This window comes from Paraburkholderia atlantica (genome assembly GCF_000092885.1).
GTDB lineage: Bacteria > Pseudomonadota > Gammaproteobacteria > Burkholderiales > Burkholderiaceae > Paraburkholderia > Paraburkholderia atlantica.
In genome coordinates, this window is sequence record NC_014117.1 from 1,059,842 (window position 1) to 1,079,083 (window position 19,242).

At 61.3% G+C, this 19,242-nt stretch carries 19 protein-coding genes; all 19 read left to right on the plus strand.

The window, feature by feature from the left end; genetic code table 11:
• Positions 1-10 precede the first annotated feature (10 nt).
• The 19 genes from BC1002_RS04745 (at position 11) to BC1002_RS04830 (ending at position 19,240) form a co-directional block, all read left to right on the plus strand.
• Positions 11-613, plus strand: a complete 603-nt coding sequence (locus BC1002_RS04745) for an NADH-quinone oxidoreductase subunit C (protein WP_013088936.1) — start codon at positions 11-13, stop codon at positions 611-613.
• Between the two features lie 9 nt (positions 614-622).
• Positions 623-1,876 carry an NADH-quinone oxidoreductase subunit D gene (locus BC1002_RS04750; protein WP_013088937.1) on the plus strand — a complete coding sequence of 418 codons (1,254 nt, stop codon included), beginning with the start codon at positions 623-625 and terminating at the stop codon, positions 1,874-1,876.
• Between the two features lie 133 nt (positions 1,877-2,009).
• On the plus strand, positions 2,010-2,495 hold the full coding sequence (gene nuoE / locus BC1002_RS04755; protein ID WP_013088938.1) for an NADH-quinone oxidoreductase subunit NuoE: 486 nt from the start codon (positions 2,010-2,012) through the stop codon (positions 2,493-2,495).
• On the plus strand, positions 2,492-3,817 hold the full coding sequence (gene nuoF, locus BC1002_RS04760; RefSeq protein ID WP_013088939.1) for an NADH-quinone oxidoreductase subunit NuoF: 1,326 nt from the start codon (positions 2,492-2,494) through the stop codon (positions 3,815-3,817). The genes nuoE and nuoF overlap by 4 nt, the downstream gene beginning before the upstream one ends.
• A gap of 128 nt (positions 3,818-3,945) precedes the next feature.
• A complete protein-coding gene (gene nuoG / locus BC1002_RS04765; protein WP_013088940.1) occupies positions 3,946-6,279 on the plus strand; it encodes an NADH-quinone oxidoreductase subunit NuoG in 2,334 nt (777 codons plus the stop codon).
• A complete protein-coding gene (gene nuoH, locus BC1002_RS04770) occupies positions 6,280-7,344 on the plus strand; it encodes an NADH-quinone oxidoreductase subunit NuoH (protein WP_013088941.1) in 1,065 nt (354 codons plus the stop codon). It begins immediately after the preceding gene.
• 15 nt (positions 7,345-7,359) lie between these two features.
• Positions 7,360-7,848, plus strand: a complete 489-nt coding sequence (nuoI, locus tag BC1002_RS04775; protein ID WP_013088942.1) for an NADH-quinone oxidoreductase subunit NuoI — start codon at positions 7,360-7,362, stop codon at positions 7,846-7,848.
• Positions 7,849-8,040: 192 nt separating this feature from the next.
• Entirely contained in the window at positions 8,041-8,733 is a 693-nt protein-coding gene (locus tag BC1002_RS04780; protein WP_013088943.1) for an NADH-quinone oxidoreductase subunit J, read from the plus strand.
• Between the two features lie 20 nt (positions 8,734-8,753).
• Complete coding sequence (gene nuoK / locus BC1002_RS04785) at positions 8,754-9,059, plus strand: NADH-quinone oxidoreductase subunit NuoK (protein WP_006052894.1); 306 nt, start codon at positions 8,754-8,756, stop codon at positions 9,057-9,059.
• Between the two features lie 17 nt (positions 9,060-9,076).
• Complete coding sequence (gene nuoL, locus BC1002_RS04790) at positions 9,077-11,143, plus strand: NADH-quinone oxidoreductase subunit L (RefSeq protein ID WP_013088944.1); 2,067 nt, start codon at positions 9,077-9,079, stop codon at positions 11,141-11,143.
• Positions 11,144-11,157: 14 nt separating this feature from the next.
• On the plus strand, positions 11,158-12,648 hold the full coding sequence (locus tag BC1002_RS04795; RefSeq protein ID WP_013088945.1) for an NADH-quinone oxidoreductase subunit M: 1,491 nt from the start codon (positions 11,158-11,160) through the stop codon (positions 12,646-12,648).
• 24 nt (positions 12,649-12,672) lie between these two features.
• Positions 12,673-14,145, plus strand: a complete 1,473-nt coding sequence (nuoN, locus tag BC1002_RS04800) for an NADH-quinone oxidoreductase subunit NuoN (RefSeq protein ID WP_013088946.1) — start codon at positions 12,673-12,675, stop codon at positions 14,143-14,145.
• Positions 14,145-14,441: a DUF2818 family protein gene (locus tag BC1002_RS04805; protein WP_013088947.1), complete on the plus strand. Its 297-nt coding sequence runs from the start codon at positions 14,145-14,147 to the stop codon at positions 14,439-14,441. Before nuoN ends, BC1002_RS04805 begins: the two co-directional genes overlap by 1 nt.
• Before the next feature lie 43 nt (positions 14,442-14,484).
• Entirely contained in the window at positions 14,485-15,075 is a 591-nt protein-coding gene (locus BC1002_RS04810; protein WP_013088948.1) for an NUDIX domain-containing protein, read from the plus strand.
• 306 nt (positions 15,076-15,381) lie between these two features.
• Entirely contained in the window at positions 15,382-15,627 is a 246-nt protein-coding gene (locus BC1002_RS38740) for a hypothetical protein (RefSeq protein ID WP_013088949.1), read from the plus strand.
• Positions 15,628-15,690: 63 nt separating this feature from the next.
• Positions 15,691-16,215, plus strand: coding sequence for a helix-turn-helix transcriptional regulator (locus tag BC1002_RS04815; RefSeq protein ID WP_013088950.1), 525 nt, complete (start codon positions 15,691-15,693; stop codon positions 16,213-16,215).
• 216 nt (positions 16,216-16,431) lie between these two features.
• The gene (locus BC1002_RS04820) at positions 16,432-16,857 is read left to right on the plus strand and encodes a DUF1178 family protein (protein WP_013088951.1); all 426 of its coding nucleotides are present in this window, start codon (positions 16,432-16,434) and stop codon (positions 16,855-16,857) included.
• A 48-nt stretch (positions 16,858-16,905) separates the two neighbouring features.
• Positions 16,906-18,102, plus strand: coding sequence for an acyl-CoA dehydrogenase family protein (locus tag BC1002_RS04825; protein ID WP_013088952.1), 1,197 nt, complete (start codon positions 16,906-16,908; stop codon positions 18,100-18,102).
• Positions 18,103-18,112: 10 nt separating this feature from the next.
• Positions 18,113-19,240: an acyl-CoA dehydrogenase family protein gene (locus BC1002_RS04830; RefSeq protein ID WP_013088953.1), complete on the plus strand. Its 1,128-nt coding sequence runs from the start codon at positions 18,113-18,115 to the stop codon at positions 19,238-19,240.
• Positions 19,241-19,242 lie beyond the last annotated feature (2 nt).

A 19,242-nucleotide genomic window follows, 5' to 3' on the forward strand; every position in this document is an offset into this window, starting at 1 on the left:
TCCCCACAATATGGCAAGCAAACTCGAGACCCTGAAAGCGAACCTCGAGGCGGCCTTTGGCGGCCTCCTGGTGAGCGTGACCGAGTCGGTCGGTGAATTGACGATCGTCGTCAAGGCTGGCGACTACCTCAACGTGGCAAAGCGCTTGCGCGACGACCGCTCGCTCGGTTTTGAGCAGTGTGTCGACCTGTGCGGCGTCGATTACCAGACCTATGCCGAAGGCGCTTACGACGGCCCGCGTTTTGCAGCAGTTCTGCATCTGCTGTCGGTGCAGAACAACTGGCGTCTGCGTTTGCGCGTATTCGCGCCGGACGACGACATGCCGATCCTGCCGTCCGTCGTCGATATCTGGAATTCGGTCAACTGGTACGAGCGCGAAGCGTTCGACCTGTACGGCATCGTCTTCGAAGGTCATCCGGACCTGCGCCGCATTTTGACCGACTACGGTTTTATCGGTCATCCGTTCCGCAAGGATTTCCCTGTCTCCGGCTACGTCGAGATGCGTTACGACCCGGAAGAGAAGCGCGTCGTCTATCAGCCGGTGACGATCGAGCCGCGGGAAATCACGCCGCGCGTGATCCGCGAGGATCGCTATGGCGGTCTGAAACACTAAGAGAACGTCATGGCAGAGATCAAGAACTACACGCTCAACTTCGGTCCGCAGCACCCGGCAGCGCACGGTGTGTTGCGTCTCGTGCTCGAACTCGACGGCGAAGTGATCCAGCGCGCCGATCCGCACATCGGTCTTCTGCATCGCGCGACTGAAAAGCTCGCCGAAAGCAAGACGTTTATCCAGTCGGTGCCGTACATGGACCGTCTCGACTACGTGTCGATGATGGCCAACGAGCACGGCTACGTGCTCGCCATCGAGAAGTTGCTCGGCATCGACGTGCCGCTGCGCGCGCAATACATTCGCGTACTCTTCGACGAAGTGACGCGCGTGTTGAATCACCTGATGTGGATCGGCGCGCACGCGCTCGACGTCGGTGCGATGGCGGTGTTCCTGTATGCGTTCCGCGAGCGCGAAGACCTGATGGACGTGTACGAAGCGGTGTCCGGCGCGCGGATGCACGCGGCCTACTACCGTCCGGGTGGCGTCTACCGCGATCTGCCTGACGCAATGCCGCAATACAAGGCGTCGAAGATCCGCAATGCGAAGGCGTTGTCGAAGATGAACGAGAACCGTCAGGGTTCGCTGCTCGACTTCATCGACGACTTTTTTACCCGCTTCCCCAAGTGCGTCGATGAATACGAAACGCTGCTCACCGACAACCGGATCTGGAAGCAGCGTCTGGTCGGCATCGGCGTAGTCAGCCCGGAGCGCGCGCTGCAGCTCGGCATGACCGGTGCGATGCTGCGCGGCTCGGGCGTCGAGTGGGACCTGCGCAAGAAGCAGCCGTACGAAGTCTATGACAAGCTCGACTTCGACATTCCGGTCGGCGTGAATGGCGATTGCTACGACCGCTATCTGGTACGCGTCGAAGAGATGCGTCAATCGTGCCGGATCGCGAAACAGTGCATTGAGTGGCTGCGCAAAAATCCGGGCCCCGTGATGACGGACAATCACAAGGTTGCGCCGCCGTCGCGCGTCGGCATGAAGTCGAACATGGAAGATCTGATCCATCACTTCAAGCTGTTCACCGAAGGCTTCCATGTGCCGGAAGGCGAGGCGTACGCCGCAGTCGAACATCCGAAGGGCGAGTTCGGCATCTATCTGATCTCGGACGGCGCCAACAAGCCGTATCGCCTGAAGATACGTGCGCCGGGCTATGCACATCTGTCTTCGCTCGACGAAATGGCGCGCGGTCACATGATCGCCGACGCCGTGACGATCATCGGCACGCAGGACATCGTGTTCGGCGAAGTGGATCGCTAGGACGTATTCATCGACGCGCGTCCGCAGTGGTCGCACCGCCACGCGCGTCAAGCAAAGGAACGCCGGGTCTGTCGCAGTCTCACGTGAGCGACAGGTTTTCGTTCGGTAGGAATTGAAAGAGTCGTGTCTGAAAATGATCTCAGCTGAAGGCCTGAAAGAAATCGATCGTGCGGTCGCAAAATACCCCGCCGATCAGAAACAGTCCGCCGTGATGTCGGCGTTGGCCACTGCTCAAACCGAGCATGGCTGGCTGTCGCCCGAACTCATGCAGTTCGTCGCGGATTATCTCGGCATGCCGGCAATCGCCGTGCAGGAGGTAGCAACCTTCTACACGATGTATGAGACCTCGCCGGTCGGTAAGTTCAAGATCACGCTCTGCACGAACCTGCCGTGCCAGCTCGGCCCGGACGGCGGTTCCGAAAGCGCCGCTGAATACCTGAAGCAGAAGCTCGGCATCGACTTCGGCGAAACCACGCCCGATGGCAAATTCACGCTCAAAGAGGGTGAGTGCATGGGTTCGTGCGGCGACGCGCCGGTGATGCTGGTGAACAACCAACGCATGTGCAGCTTCATGAGCCGCGAGAAGATCGACCAGCTGCTCGAGGAACTTTCGAAATGACGGCTTTACACGATCGTCACATCAAACCGCTGATTCTCGCCGGCCTGAACGGCGACAACTGGCATCTCGAAGACTACGTGGCGCGCGGCGGTTACGCCCAGTTGCGCCGCATCCTGGAAGAAAAGATCGCGCCCGAGCAGGTGATCGCCGACGTCAAGGCGTCGGGTCTGCGCGGCCGCGGCGGTGCGGGTTTCCCTACCGGTCTGAAGTGGAGCTTCATGCCGCGTCAGTTCCCGGGCCAGAAGTACCTCGTTTGTAATTCGGACGAGGGCGAGCCGGGTACGTTCAAGGACCGCGACATTCTGCGTTTCAATCCGCATTCGTTGATCGAAGGTATGGCGATCGGCGCGTACGCGATGGGCATCACGGTCGGCTACAACTATATTCACGGCGAAATCTGGGAAGTCTATAAGCGCTTCGAAGAAGCGTTGGAAGAAGCTCGCCGCGCCGGGTTCCTCGGCGACAACATCATGGGCTCGGGCTTCTCTTTCCAGCTGCATGCGCACCACGGTTACGGCGCGTATATCTGCGGCGAGGAAACCGCGCTGCTCGAATCGATCGAGGGCAAGAAGGGTCAGCCGCGCTTCAAACCGCCGTTCCCGGCGAGCTTCGGCGTGTACGGCAAGCCCACCACGATCAACAACACCGAAACGTTCGCGGCGGTGCCGTTCCTGCTCGCCATCGGCCCGCAGAACTACCTCGAAATCGGTAAGCCGAACAACGGCGGTACGAAGATTTTCTCGGTGTCGGGCGACGTCGAGCGTCCGGGCAATTACGAAATTCCGCTCGGCACGCCGTTCGCCACGCTGATGGAACTCGCCGGCGGCATGCGCGGCGGCAAGAAGATCAAGGCCGTGATTCCTGGCGGTTCATCGGCGCCGGTGATTCCGGGCGACATGATGATGCAGACAGACATGGATTACGACTCGATCGCGAAGGCCGGCTCGATGCTCGGCTCGGGCGCGGTGATCGTGATGGACGAGACGCGCTGCATGGTGCGCTCGTTGCTGCGCCTGTCGTACTTCTATTACGAAGAGTCGTGCGGTCAATGCACGCCTTGCCGTGAAGGCACGGGCTGGCTGTATCGCGTCGTGCATCGTATCGAACATGGTCTCGGCCGCCAGGAAGATCTGGATCTGCTGAACTCGGTCGCGGAAAACATCATGGGCCGCACCATCTGCGCGCTCGGCGACGCGGCAGCCATGCCGGTTCGGGGCATGCTCAAGCACTACTGGGACGAATTCGAATATCACGTCGCCCACAAGCATTGCCTCGTCGGCGGCCATGCAGGCACGGCGGCGCGCGAAACAGTGGCAGCCTGAGCCGCGCCGACAGATTTGGCTGACGAATAACTACCAGACGAACACCTCAACCGCAGGATTCATCGCCCGAAGCGGGCGATGAACAGGCGAACGATTGAGCGGTAACAGGTTAAGGAAGATTGACCATCATGGTTGAACTGGAAATAGACGGCAAGAAAGTCGAGGTGCCTGAAGGCAGCATGGTGATCCAGGCTGCACATAAGGTCGACACCTACATTCCTCACTTCTGCTATCACAAGAAGCTGTCGATTGCGGCCAATTGCCGGATGTGTCTGGTCGATGTCGAGAAGATGCCGAAGGCCGTGCCTGCGTGCGCGACCCCTGTGTCGGCCGGCATGATCGTGCGCACCAAGTCGGACAAGGCGGTGAAGGGCCAACAAGCTGTGATGGAATTCCTGCTGATCAACCATCCGCTCGACTGCCCGATCTGCGACCAGGGCGGCGAATGCCAACTGCAGGATCTGGCTGTCGGTTACGGCAAGTCGTCGTCGCGCTATAGCGAAGAAAAGCGCGTGGTGTTCCACAAGAACGTGGGCCCGCTGATCTCGATGGAAGAGATGTCGCGCTGCATTCACTGCACGCGTTGTGTTCGTTTCGGCCAGGAAATCGCCGGTGTGATGGAACTCGGGATGCTGGGCCGCGGCGAGCATTCGGAAATCACGTCGTTTGTCGGCAAGACGGTCGACTCCGAACTGTCGGGCAACATGATCGACCTGTGCCCGGTCGGCGCGCTCACCAGCAAGCCGTTCCGCTACAGCGCCCGTACATGGGAGCTGTCACGCCGCAAGTCGGTGAGCCCGCATGATTCCGTCGGCGCGAACCTCATCGTGCAGGTGAAGAACAATCGCGTGATGCGCGTTCTGCCGTTCGAAAACGAAGCGATCAACGAGTGCTGGATTTCGGACAAGGACCGCTTCTCGTACGAAGGCCTCAACAGCCCCGAGCGTCTTACCAAACCGATGCTCAAGCAGGGCGGCCAGTGGGTCGAAACCGACTGGCAGACCGCGCTCGATTACGTGGTCAAGGGTCTTAAGGGCATCGCGGGCGACCACGGCGCGAACGCGCTTGCGGCGCTGTCGAGCGCGCACAGCACGGTCGAAGAACTGTTCCTGCTGAAGCAGATTGCGCAAGCGGTCGGCACGCCGAACATCGACTTCCGTCTGCGTCAGTCGGATTTTTCGGCGCCCGTTACCGGCGCGCCGTGGCTCGGCGGCACGATCGCAGATCTGTCGAACGTCGACGCGGCGCTCGTGATCGGCTCGGATCTGCGCCGTGATCATCCGCTGTTCGCGGCGCGTCTGCGCCAGGTCGCACGCGGCGGCTCGGCGCTCACGCTGATCCAGGCCACCAACGACGACGCGATGATCCCGCAGGCGCATCGTGTGGTCGCGGCACCGTCGGCATGGCTCGACGCACTCGCGGGAATCGCCGGCGCGGTGGGCGAAGCGAAGGGCGTCGCGCTACCGGAAGCATTCGCCGGCACGCAGCCGTCGGACTCACACAAGCAGATCGCGAAATCGCTGACCAACGGCGCACTGCGCGTCGTGCTGCTCGGCAACGAAGCGGTCCGTCACCCGGACTTCGCGGCGATTCATGCCGCGGCGCAATGGATTGCCGACGCAACCGGCGCTACGCTCGGTTTCCTGACCGAAGCGGCCAACACGGTCGGCGCGCACCTCGTGAACGCGCTGCCGGGCGAAGGCGGTCTGAATGCACGCGAAGTGTTCGAGCAGCCACGCAAGGGCTATCTGCTGTTGAACCTCGAACCCGAATTCGACACGGCCAATCCGGCGCAGGCGCTTGCCGCGCTGAAGCAGGCCGAAATGGTCGTCGTGATGTCGCCGTTCCAAGCCGGCGCAGACTACGCCGACGTGTTGCTGCCGATTGCACCGTTCACCGAAACAGGCGGTTCGTTCGTCAACGCGGAAGGCACGGTGCAGGCTTTCAACGGTGTCGTGCGTCCGCTCGGCGACACGCGTCCGGCGTGGAAGGTATTGCGCGTGCTGGGCAGCTTGCTCGGCGCGCCGGGCTTCGAATACGACACGGTTGAAGAAGTGCGCACGGCTGCGCTCGGCGACGGCGAACTCAGTTCGCGTCTGTCGAACCGTACCGGCGTCGCGCCGACGCGCGGCAAGGCCGTGAAGGCGGCGGAAGGCAAGTTCGAGCGTCTCGCGAACGTGCCGATCTATCATGCCGACGCGCTGGTGCGTCGCGCGGAGTCGCTGCATCTGACCGCGGCGGCCCGTACGGCGAATTCGGTCGGTCTGCCGGCTGCGCTGTTCGATAAACTGGGTTTGAAAGAGGGCGACGCGGTGCGCGTTCGTCAGGGCGAGCAAGCGGTGCAGTTGCCGGCCGTGCGCGACGCGAATCTTGCGGAGACGGTCGTCCGCGTATCGGCGGCTACGCCTGCCGGCGCAGCGCTGGGCAGCCTGTTCGGTGAACTGGTGGTGGAGAAGGCGTAAATGAGCTTGTTCGATACGATCAACTCGGGCGGCGCCCAGCTTCTCGGTGTGGCATGGCCCACGGTGTGGGCGCTCGTGCGCATCCTGGTGGTGGCCGTCGTGATCCTGCTGTGCGTCGCTTACCTGATCCTCTGGGAGCGCAAGCTGATCGGCTGGATGCACGTGCGTCTCGGTCCTAACCGCGTCGGCCCCGGCGGCCTTTTGCAGCCAATCGCCGACGTCCTGAAACTGCTGCTCAAGGAAGTGATCCAGCCCGCCCAGGCGAGCCGCTGGATTTATGTCATCGCGCCGATCATGGTGGTGGTGCCGGCGTTCGCGGTGTGGGCGGTGATTCCGTTCCAGGCAGGCGCGGTGCTCGGCGACATTAACGCGGGCCTGCTGTACGCGATGGCGATTTCGTCGATCGGCGTGTACGGCGTGATTCTGGCCGGCTGGGCGTCGAACTCGAAATACGCGTTCCTCGGTGCGATGCGCGCCGCCGCGCAGATGGTCTCGTACGAAATCTCGATGGGCTTCGCGCTGGTGGTCGTGCTGATGACGGCCGGTACGCTGAACCTGTCGGGCATCGTCGGCTCGCAGGAGCAGGGCTTCTTCGCCTCGCACGGCCTGAATTTCCTGTCGTGGAACTGGCTGCCGCTGCTGCCGATGTTCGTCGTGTACTTCATCTCGGGCATCGCCGAAACGAACCGTCACCCGTTCGACGTGGTGGAAGGCGAATCGGAAATCGTCGCGGGCCACATGATCGATTACTCGGGTATGGCGTTCGCGCTGTTCTTCCTCGCCGAGTACATCAACATGATCGTGATCTCGGCGTTGGCTGCAACACTGTTCCTCGGCGGCTGGAGCGCACCGTTCGGGTTCCTGTCGTTCATCCCGGGCATCGTCTGGCTCGTCGCCAAGGTTTTCTTCCTGTTGTCGGTGTTCATCTGGGCGCGTGCCACGTTCCCGCGCTATCGCTATGACCAGATCATGCGTCTCGGCTGGAAGGTCTTCATTCCCGTTTGCGTGGTGTGGCTCGTGGTGGTCGGCTTCTGGATCATGTCGCCGTTGAACATCTGGAAATAAAGGGCGGACGAACCTATGACCGCAATCCAAAACTTCTTCAAGACTTTCTTCCTCACGGAACTGCTGAAAGGCCTCGCGCTGACCGGACGCTACACGTTCCAGCGCAAGGTCACCGTACAGTTCCCCGAAGAAAAGACCCCGATCTCGCCGCGTTTCCGCGGTCTGCATGCGCTGCGCCGCTATGAAAACGGCGAAGAGCGCTGCATCGCCTGCAAGCTGTGCGAAGCAGTGTGCCCGGCGCTCGCGATCACGATCGAATCGGAAACGCGCGCGGACAACACGCGCCGCACGACGCGCTACGACATCGACCTGACCAAGTGCATCTTCTGCGGTTTCTGCGAAGAGAGCTGCCCAGTCGACTCGATCGTCGAGACGCACATTCTCGAGTATCACGGCGAGAAACGCGGCGACCTGTACTTCACGAAGGAAATGCTGCTGGCCGTCGGCGACCGCTACGAAGCACAAATCGCCGCCAACAAGGCGGCCGACGCACCGTATCGTTGAAGCGCTTTCCCGCTGATGCAGTAAATGCGGCAGTAAACGCAGTAACACGGCCTGCTGTCGGGCCGACCGCCGCGGCCTGAACGCCGCGGCACGGCGCACCTGTGTGGCGGCACTGACGGTTTGGTCCGCTTTTGCCAATCACGCGTGCCAAAGAACAATGCCTGACGATGGCCTAACGATGAACCGGTAATCATGGAATTCACGACCGTACTGTTCTACATCTTCGCGCTGCTCCTCGTGGTTTCAGGGCTGAAGGTGATCACCTCGCGCAACCCGGTGGCGTGCGCACTGTTTCTGGTGCTGGCGTTCTTCAACGCAGCCGCGATCTGGATGCTGCTCGAGGCCGAGTTCCTTGCGATCCTGCTGGTGCTGGTCTACGTCGGCGCGGTGATGGTGCTGTTCCTGTTCGTCGTGATGATGCTGGACATCAATCTCGACGTGCTGCGCAAGGACTTCAAACGCTTCGTGCCGATGGCATCGGCGGTGGGCGCGATCATCGTGATCGAAACCGCGCTGATCCTGTGGCATGGCTACGGCGCGACCGCCACCGCGCTGCACGACACGGCCTCGGCCGCCGCCGGGATGGGCGACTGGTCGAACACGCGCCTGATCGGCAAGGTCATTTACACCAACTACATCTTCGCGTTCGAAATCGCGGGCCTGATTCTGCTGGTCGCCATCATCGCGGCGATCGCGCTCACCACGAGCCACAAGAAGGACAGCAAGCGTCAGAACGTCAGCGCGCAGGTCAAGGTGCGTGCCCAGGACCGCGTGCGCGTCGTGAAGATGCCGTCGGAGAAAACCGCGGCGACCATCGCGGCGGAACAAGCGGCTGCCGCGGCAGCCGCAGCAGCAGCCGACTCGGCAGCAGCCAAGAACAGCTGAGCGGACAGGAGATAGAAATCATGTTGACCCTTGCTCATTACCTTGTCCTCGGCGCGATCCTGTTTGCGATCAGCATCGTCGGCATTTTCCTGAACCGTCGCAACGTCATCATCATCCTGATGGCGATCGAACTGATGCTGCTCGCGGTGAATACCAATTTCGTCGCGTTCTCGCACTACCTGGGCGACGTGCACGGCCAGATTTTCGTTTTCTTCGTGCTGACGGTTGCGGCAGCCGAAGCGGCGATCGGTCTCGCAATTCTGGTGACCCTGTTCCGTAGTCTCGACACGATCAATGTCGAGGATCTCGATCAGCTCAAAGGTTAATTTCAGGAAAAGCGGTTATGTCCACGATACTCAATGAAAACCTGCTGTTGGCAATTCCGCTGGCACCGCTCGCCGGTTCCCTGGTTGCAGGGCTGTTCGGCAAGGCGATAGGACGGGCGGGTGCGCATTCGGTCACGATCCTCGGCGTCGCGATTTCGTTCATCCTGTCGGTCATGGTCTTCTTGCAGGTGATGGACGGCGCGAGCTTCAACGCGACCGTTTATCAATGGATGTCGATCGGCAAGACACAGCTGGAAGTCGGTTTCCTGGTCGACTCGCTGACCGCGATGATGATCGTCGTGGTCAACTTCGTGTCGCTGATGGTGCACATCTACACGATCGGCTACATGGCCGACGACGACGGCTACCAGCGCTTCTTCTCATACATCTCGCTGTTCACGTTCTCGATGTTGATGCTCGTGATGAGCAACAACTTCCTGCAGCTGTTCTTCGGCTGGGAAGCGGTGGGTCTCGTTTCGTACCTGCTGATCGGCTTCTACTTCAAGCGTGAAAGCGCGATCTACGCGAACATGAAGGCGTTCATCGTGAACCGCGTCGGCGACTTCGGTTTCCTGCTCGGCATCGGTCTGCTGTTCGCGTTCGCCGGTTCGATGAACTACGGCGAAGTCTTCGCAAAGCGTACGGAACTCGCGGCGCTGAACTTCCCAGGTACCGACTGGGGCCTGCTGACGGTGGCCTGCATTTGCCTTTTCATCGGCGCGATGGGTAAGTCGGCGCAGTTCCCGCTGCACGTGTGGCTGCCGGACTCGATGGAAGGCCCGACGCCGATCTCCGCACTGATTCACGCGGCGACCATGGTGACGGCCGGTATCTTCATGGTCACGCGCATGTCGCCGCTGTTCGAACTGTCGGATACGGCGTTGTCGTTCGTCATGGTCATCGGTGCGATTACCGCGCTGTTCATGGGTTTCCTCGGCATCGTCCAGAACGACATCAAGCGGGTGGTCGCTTATTCCACGCTGTCGCAACTCGGCTACATGACGGTCGCGCTCGGCGCGTCGGCGTACTCGGTTGCCGTGTTCCACCTGATGACGCACGCGTTCTTCAAGGCGCTGCTGTTCCTCGGCGCGGGTTCGGTGATCATCGGCATGCATCACGATCAGGACATGCGCAACATGGGCGGTCTGCGCAAGTACATGCCGATCACGTGGATCACGTCGCTGATCGGTTCGCTCGCGCTGATCGGCACGCCGTTCTTCTCGGGCTTCTACTCGAAAGACTCGATCATCGATGCGGTGAAGCTGTCGCATCTGCCGGGCTCGGGTTTCGCGTACTTCGCGGTGGTCGCAAGCGTGTTCGTGACCGCGTTGTATTCGTTCCGTATGTATTTCATGGTGTTCCACGGCGAGGAGCGTTTCCGCAATCCGAAGCACCCGGAATCGCCGATGGGCGCAGAAGCCGCGTCGCATGCACATGGCGCGCACGGCCACGACGACCATGGTCATGGTCACGACGACCACGCTCACGAGCCGCACGAAACGCCGTGGGTCGTGTGGGTGCCGCTCGTGCTGCTGGCGATTCCGTCGATCGTGATCGGCGCGATCGGTGTCGGTCCGATGCTGTTCGGCGACTTCTTCCAGCACGGCGTCGCGTTCGACAAGGTGATCTACATCAGCGAGAACCATCCGGCGCTGCGTGAGATGGCCGAAGAGTTCCAGGGCTGGGCGTCGATGGGCCTGCACTCGGTGTCGGGTCTGCCGGTTTGGCTCGCGCTCGCTGGCGTGGTCGTCGCATGGTTCCTGTATCTGGTCCGTCCGGATCTGCCCGCTGTCATCAAGCGCGCATTCGGCCCGATCTACACGTTGCTCGATAACAAGTACTACATGGACAAGATCAACGAAGTCGTGTTTGCGCGGGGTGCGGTGGCCATTGGCCGGGGTTTGTGGAAGGAAGGCGACGTGGTCGTGATCGACGGCATCGTCAACGGCAGCGCACGCTTTATCGGCTGGTTCGCTAGCGTGATCCGCTTCCTCCAATCCGGCTACATCTACCACTACGCGTTCGCCATGATCATCGGCATGCTGGGGCTCCTGACCCTGTTTGTAACGCTCGGCGGCAAATAAGGCGAGGGACACTCATGCACGCTTATCCGATTCTTAGCATCGCGATCTGGTTGCCGATCTTCTTCGGCCTGCTGGTCCTCGCGATCGGCAACGACGAGAACCCCGCTCCCGCGCGCTGGATCTCGTTGATCGGCTCGGTCCTGAGCTTTCTCGTCACGCTGCCGCTGATCACCAGCTTCGATTCGAGCACCGCCGACCTGCAGTTCGTCGAGCAGGCGAACTGGATCCAGCGCTTCCACATCATGTATCACCTCGGCGTGGACGGCATTTCGATGTGGTTCGTCTCGTTGACCGCGTTGATCACGGTGATCGTCGTGATCGCAGGGTGGGAAGTGATCACGAAGAACGTCGGCCAGTACCTCGCGGCCTTCCTGATCCTGTCGGGCATCATGGTCGGCGTGTTCAGCGCGGCCGACGGCATGCTGTTCTACGTGTTCTTCGAAGCGACGCTGATTCCGATGTACATCATCATCGGTGTGTGGGGCGGGGCGAACCGTGTGTACGCGGCGTTCAAGTTCTTCCTGTACACGCTGGCGGGCTCGCTGCTGATGCTGGTTGCGCTGATCTATCTGTACAACGAGACCGGCTCGTTCGACATCGCCACGTGGCAGCACGCGCAGATCGCGATGACGCCGCAGGTGCTGCTGTTTATCGCGTTCTTCCTGGCCTTCGCGGTGAAGGTGCCGATGTGGCCGGTGCACACGTGGTTGCCGGACGCACACGTGGAAGCGCCTACCGGCGGTTCGGTCGTGCTGGCCGCGATCATGCTGAAGCTCGGTGCGTATGGTTTCCTGCGCTTCTCGCTGCCGATCACGCCTGATGCGAGCCATTTCCTCGCACCGGTCATCATCACGCTGTCGCTGATCGCCGTGATCTATATCGGTCTCGTTGCGATGGTGCAGGCTGACATGAAGAAGCTGGTCGCGTATTCGTCGATCGCGCACATGGGCTTTGTCACGCTCGGCTTCTTTATCTTCAATCAGCTGGGCGCGGAAGGCGCGATCGTGCAGATGATCTCGCACGGCTTCGTGTCGGGCGCAATGTTCCTATGCATCGGCGTGCTGTACGACCGCATGCACTCGCGTCAGATCGCTGATTACGGCGGTGTCGTCAACGTGATGCCGAAGTTCGCGGCGTTCGTAATGCTGTTCGCGATGGCGAATTGCGGCTTGCCGGGCACGTCCGGTTTCGTCGGCGAATTCATGGTGATTCTGGCTTCCGTCCAGTACAACTTCTGGATCGCGAGCGGCGCGGCTGTCACGCTGATTCTCGGCGCGGCCTACACACTGTGGATGTACAAGCGTGTCTACTTCGGCGCGGTCGCGAACGACCACGTGAAGAGCCTGGTCGACATCGACCGTCGCGAATTTTTCATGCTGGCAGTGCTCGCCGCACTGACGCTGTTCATGGGCCTGTATCCGAAGCCCTTTACCGATGTGATGCACGTATCCGTGGATAACCTCCTCTCCCACGTTGCGCAATCGAAGCTGCCGTTGCCTCAGTAACGACGAGCGGAGGAACTTAAGACCATGCAAAACGCCCCTATGACTGCTCTGTTGCCTGACGCACTGGTGATGTTCGCCATTGTCATCGCGTGGCTCAACGACACGTTCGTCGGCCCAGAGGGTCGCCGTACCACGTATTTCATCGCGTTCTTCTCGACGCTCGTCGCCGGGATCTGGTTCGCGATCAATGCGTTCGACCCGCAAGTGCATTACTTCTTCGATCACATGTACGTGGTCGATCCGTTCGCCAACGTGATGAAGGCGGTGGTGTCGCTCGGCTATGCGGTGACGATCGTTTATTCGCGTCGCTATCTCGAAGACCGTAGCCTGTTCCGCGGCGACTTCTTCCTGCTCGGCATGTTCTCGCTGCTCGGCCAGATCGTGATGATCTCGGGCAACAACTTCCTGACGCTTTATCTCGGTCTCGAACTGATGTCGTTGTCGCTGTACGCGGTGATCGCGCTGCGCCGCGAAGTTGCGTCGTCGAACGAAGCAGCGATGAAGTACTACGTGCTCGGCGCGCTGGCTTCCGGTTTCCTGCTGTACGGCGTTTCGATGCTGTACGGCGCGACCGGCTCGCTGGACCTGAACGAAGTGTTCAAGGCGATTAACACGAGCCACTACGATCCGACCGTGCTGCTGTTCGGCGTGATCTTCATCGTGGCGGGCGTGGCGTTCAAGATGGGCGCGGTGCCGTTCCATATGTGGGTGCCTGACGTGTACCAGGGCGCACCGACGGCGATGACGCTCATCGTCGGTGGCGGTCCGAAGGTCGCGGCGTTCGCGTGGGGTCTGCGTTTCCTCGTGATGGGCTTGCTGCCGCTCGCGGTCGAATGGCAACAGATGCTGGTGATTCTGGCGGCGCTGTCGCTGATCGTCGGCAACATCACCGGTATCGTGCAGCGCAACGTCAAGCGGATGCTCGCGTATTCGGCGATCTCGAATATGGGCTTCGTGCTGCTGGGCCTGCTTGCCGGCGTGGTCGATCAGAAGACCACGGGCGCCGCGAGCGCGTACGGCTCGGCGATGTTCTACAGCATCGTCTACCTGATCACGACGCTCGGCACCTTCGGCGTCATCATGCTGCTCGCGCGCCGCGACTTCGAAGCGGACACGCTGGAGGACTTCAAGGGCCTGAATCAGCGCAGCGCGGTCTTCGCGTTCGTGATGATGATCATGATGTTCTCGCTCGCGGGTATTCCGCCGGCAGTCGGCTTCTACGCGAAGCTCGCCGTGCTGCAAGCGACGATGAATGCCGGCCTGACCTGGCTCACCGTGCTTGCCGTGATCACGTCGCTGTTCGGCGCGTTCTACTACCTGCGTATCGTCAAGCTGATGTACTTCGACGAACCGCAAGACAAGTCGGTGATCGTGGCGGACACGAGCACGCGTGCGTTGCTCGCGTTGAACGGCGTTGCCGTGCTGGTGCTCGGTATCGTGCCTGATCCGCTGCTGCGCGCCTGCCTGCAGGCTATTCAGCACACGCTGCTGCTCTAATGTCAGCTGCGGGCTGGTTTATCGTGCTGTTGGCGCTAGTCGGCGCCAACCTGCCGTTCCTGAATCAGCGACTCTTCGCCGCGGTGCCGTTGAAAGCGGCGAAAAAAAGCGCCTGGCTCCGGATTGCCGAATTGATCGTGCTGTATTTCGTGGTCGGAACGCTGGGTTTTCTGCTCGAAGCGCGCGCGGGAAATCGCTTCGAGCAGGGCTGGCAGTTCTACGCGATCACGTTCGCGCTGTTCGTCGTGTTCGCGTTTCCCGGCTTTACCTTCCAATATCTCGTCAAACGCCGCTGACGGCGTCCCGCCGTCGCGCGCCTGGCTGTTCTGAGGTCCGCACATGGCTGAACTTCCCAATCACGACGCCGCGCTAACCGAGACTTGTATCGACAGCAAAACGGTCCATCAAGGACCGTTCATGACGGTCAAGTACGATACGGTCCGACTGCCGGACGGCAAACACGCGACGCGCGAATACGTTCAGCATCCGGGCGCCGTCATGGTGATTCCCTTGTTCGACGACGGTCGCGTGCTGCTGGAAAGTCAGTATCGCTATCCGATGGGCAAGGTGATGGTCGAATATCCGGCCGGCAAGCTCGACCCGAACGAGGGCGCGCTGGCGTGCGCGGTGCGGGAACTGCGCGAGGAAACTGGCTATACCGCGCGCGAGTACGTGTACCTGACACGGATTCACCCGATCATTTCCTACTCGACCGAATTCATCGATATCTATCTCGCGCGGGGCTTGACCGCTGGCGAGCGCAAACTGGACGAAGGCGAGTTTCTCGAACTGTTCACCGCGACCGTGGAGCAAGTGTCCGAGTGGGTGCGCACTGGCAAGATCACGGATGTGAAGACGATCATCGGTACCTTCTGGCTCGAGAAAGTGCTGTCGGGTACGTGGCCGACTGAGGCGCCCGAGACGGTATAAGCTCGCGTCTTCCCGATAGCTGATCCGCGTTGCGGTTTAACGAAGCCCCTGTTGGTCGATGACCGGCAGGGGCTTTGTCATTGGCTGCGCGGTTTCTTTCTGGCTGAACAATAGGCCGCCTCCTATGCCGTCTAGCTGGCTCGTCGTGGCCCCGGCGGCCGGCTAGTATGAACCCTCCGGTCACCGAGTCCGTCGTCGATTTTTGTTTTGGGTAACCGACGCTAGTCATCGGAGTGATCTGATTTCACCTCAATCCAAGGTTGTCAATTGACAACTCAAGATTGAGCGACTACATTGGAGGTGTCGATGGTTCGACGAAGGCACACGAAGAAGGAGATCGAGGCCGCATTGGCATACGCGGAGCAGCACGGCTGGCGCGTTCAGGACGGCGGAAGAGGTCATGCGTGGGGAAAAATCTATTGCCCGTACCAAGACGCCGAATGTCGTTGCGGAGAGTTCTGTATATCGAGCGTCTGGAGTACGCCGAAAAATCCCGGCAATCACGCCAGACACTTGCGGCGCATCGTCGGCAACTGCGCGGCACGGCGCTAGTGGCTTCGTAGGTAGCAAACCGGAATCGCAATAACCTGGGCTCAATAAAGACAGGAGTAACGTATGGAATATGTGTTCACGTTGAAGTACCGCCTTTCCGCGGAAGATTGCGATGCAGACGCAATTGTCGAGCGGTTGGGCGAAGCGGGGTGCGACGACGCCACGATTGGCGTCGGGCAACCAGGCCGCCTCGCGCTGATTTTCACCCGTGAAGGCGCGAGCGCATTCGAGGCTCTCACCAGCGCGCTCAAGGACGTAAAGCGCGCAGTGCCGTCCGCGCAGCTGGCCGAGGCAGGACCTGACTTTGTGGGGCTGACCGACGTGGCCGAAATGGCGGGCGTGTCGCGGCAAAACATGCGCAAGCTGATGCTGAACAACGCCATCGACTTCCCGCCGCCGGTCCACGAAGGCAGTGCGTCGGTATGGCATCTGACGGATGTGCTCGAATGGCTGACCGCGCGCGGCGGGTACGAGATTGAGATCGGTGTGGCGGACGTCGCAAAACTGGCGAAGCAGATCAATCTGACGAAGGAGGCCCGTCAGATCGAACCGCGTGTGAGCCGTCGACTCGGCAACCTCGTGGCGTGACGGGGCGCCACAAGCGGGCTGGAGAACCGAGCGAATGCGGCACCGTTAACCGCTCGGGCCGCCTTCGGCAGCGCATGCTGTAAAGCGTTAAAATCGCGCACCCGCGTGATATTCCCTTGCGGCAGCTGGCGGCTGCGCGTCGGCCTTAAAGTTTTACGAACGATCGTTCACAAATTTCCATTTTGCGCTAAACTGGCACGCAAGCCCTGATTCCACATGAAGGTCCTCGATTTACAGTGTCCGCATGGCCATCGGTTCGAAGGCTGGTTCGCTTCGGCTGATGACTTCGAGTCGCAGCAGTCCCGCAAGCTCGTCGAGTGTCCGATCTGCGGTGCGCACGAGGTGAGCCGTTTGCCGTCGGCACCGCGTTTGAATCTGTCGGGCGCGACCGACTCGAAAGCGCCGGCGGGCATGGAGCAAATGCAGGCGCACATGATTCGGGCGCTGCGCGAGGTACTGGAGAAGACCGAGAACGTGGGCGACCGCTTCGCCGAGGAAGCGCGGCGCATTCACTACAACGAAGCGCCCGCGCGCAGTATTCGCGGTGTCACGACACCGGAGGATGCGCGTGCCTTGGTCGAGGAAGGCATCGAAGTGATGCCGCTACCGGTTCCGGCTGCGCTGAAGGAACCACTGCAGTAGCGCAGTGGCTCCAGGCGGCTGGGTGGTGGCGGCCAGGAGACACTACGCATGAATCTGGACTATTCCCCCGCTGAAGACGCGTTCCGCGCCGACATCCGCGCCTGGCTCGAAGCGAATCTACCTCGCGAGCTGAGCAGCAAGGTTCTCAATCACAAACGTCTTTCCCGCGAAGACTTCGCAAGCTGGCACAGGCTGCTCGGCACGCGAGGCTGGTCGGCGGTCGCGTGGCCGCGCGAATATGGCGGCCCCGGCTGGGACGCGACGCAACGACATATCTGGGAAGAAGAGTGCGCGCGTATTGGCGCACCTACCGTGCTGCCTTTCGGCGTGTCGATGGTTGCGCCAGTGCTGATGAAATACGGTGACGAGGCGCAGAAGCGCCGCTATCTGCCGCGTATTCTCGACGGCACTGACTGGTGGTGTCAGGGCTATTCGGAGCCGGGATCGGGTTCCGACCTGGCGTCGCTGCGCACCCGCGCTGAGCGCGTCGGTGATCATTACGTGGTCAATGGTCAGAAGACCTGGACCACACTCGGCCAGCACGCCGACATGATGTTCTGCCTCGTGCGTACCGACAGCGGCGCCAAAAAGCAGGAGGGCATCTCGTTCCTTCTGATCGACATGAAAACGCCGGGCATCACGGTGCGGCCCATCATCACGCTCGACGAAGATCACGAAGTCAATGAAGTGTTCTTCGAGGACGTCAAAGTGCCGGTCGACAATCTGGTCGGCGAAGAAAATCGCGGCTGGACTTATGCGAAATATCTGCTCGGGCACGAGCGAACCGGCATCGCGCGAGTCGGTGCATCGAAGCGTGAACTGGTGTTTCTCAAGCGTGTCGCGCTGAATCAGAAAAAGAACGGCAAGCCGCTGCTGCACGACCCGGTATTTGCGGCAAAGGTCGCGAGTCTCGAAATCGAGTTAATGGCGCTCGAAGTCACCGTACAGCGCGTGGTGGCCAACGAGGCGGGCGGTCGCGGCCCGGGCCCGGAAGCGTCGATGCTGAAGATCAAGGGCACGGAAGTGCAACAGGGGCTCACCGAACTGATGTTCGAAGCGATCGGTCCGCTGGCCGCACCGTTCGACGTACCGTTCCTCGAAGGCGAACGCGAGCACAGTCTTGCCGGCGACGACGATGCCGCGCCGCTTGCCGCGTACTACTTCAACTTCCGCAAGACGTCGATTTATGGCGGCTCGAACGAAATTCAAAAGAACATCATCGCGCAGATGATTCTCGGACTTTGAGGAGCGGCGCATGGACTTCACTTTCAACGACGAACAGCAGCAATTTGCCGATGCGCTGCGACGCTATCTCGAGAAGAGCTACGGCTTCGAAGCGCGCCAGGCGATCGTGCGCTCGGAGGCCGGCGTATCGGCTGCGCACTGGGCTGCGTTCACCGAGTTGGGGCTGACCGCGTTGCCGGTGCCGGAAGCGCAGGGCGGCTTCAACGGCGGCCCGATCGACATGCTCGTGGTCATGCAGGAGCTCGGTCGCGCGCTCGTCGTCGAGCCGTATTGGGCGACCGCGGTCGGCATCGAAGCGTTGCGGCTCGCCGGCACCGGCGACGGCGAAGATGCCGTCCTGCTCGAACGGGCGGCCCAGGGCGAAGGCAAGCTGGCCGTGGCGTTTCATGAGCCGCATGCCCGCTACGATCTGTTCGACGTCGCGACGATCGCGAGCGGGCAGGGTGCGCAGCACACGCTGAGCGGCACAAAATCTGTCGTGCTGCACGGCGCGCAGGCGGACCACTGGATCGTGCCGGCGCGCCTCGATGGCGAGATCGCACTCTTTGTCGTTGCGCGCGACGCGGCCGGTGTCACGCTCACCGAATACCGCACGATCGATGGTCAACGCGCCGCAACGCTCGAATTCAACGGCACGCCCGCGCGCCGGCTCGCCGGCGAACATGCGGGGGCGGCAACGCTCGAGCAGATCGCCGACTACGGCACGCTGCTGCTGTGCGCGGAGGCGATCGGCGCGCTCGACGCGCTCAATCACGCCACCGTCGAGTACACGAAAACGCGCCGGCAGTTCGGCCAGCCGATCGCGCGTTTCCAGGCGCTACAGCATCGCATGGTCGAGATGCTGATCCACGCGGAGCAGGCGCGTTCGATCACGTATCTGGCGGCGATGCGCTACGCAACTGAAGACGCGATCGAGCGCCGCCGCGCGATCTCCGCGGCCAAGGTTCGGGTCGGCCAGGCCGCCCGTTTCGTCGGTCAACAGGCGGTGCAGTTGCACGGCGGCATGGGCGTCACGAATGAAGTGGCGGCCGCGCATCTGTTCAAACGCCTCGCGATCATCGAGACCACGCTCGGCGACGTCGATCATCATCTCGCGCGATTTGCCTCACTACCCGGATTTGCGGTCGCCGAAGTCTGATC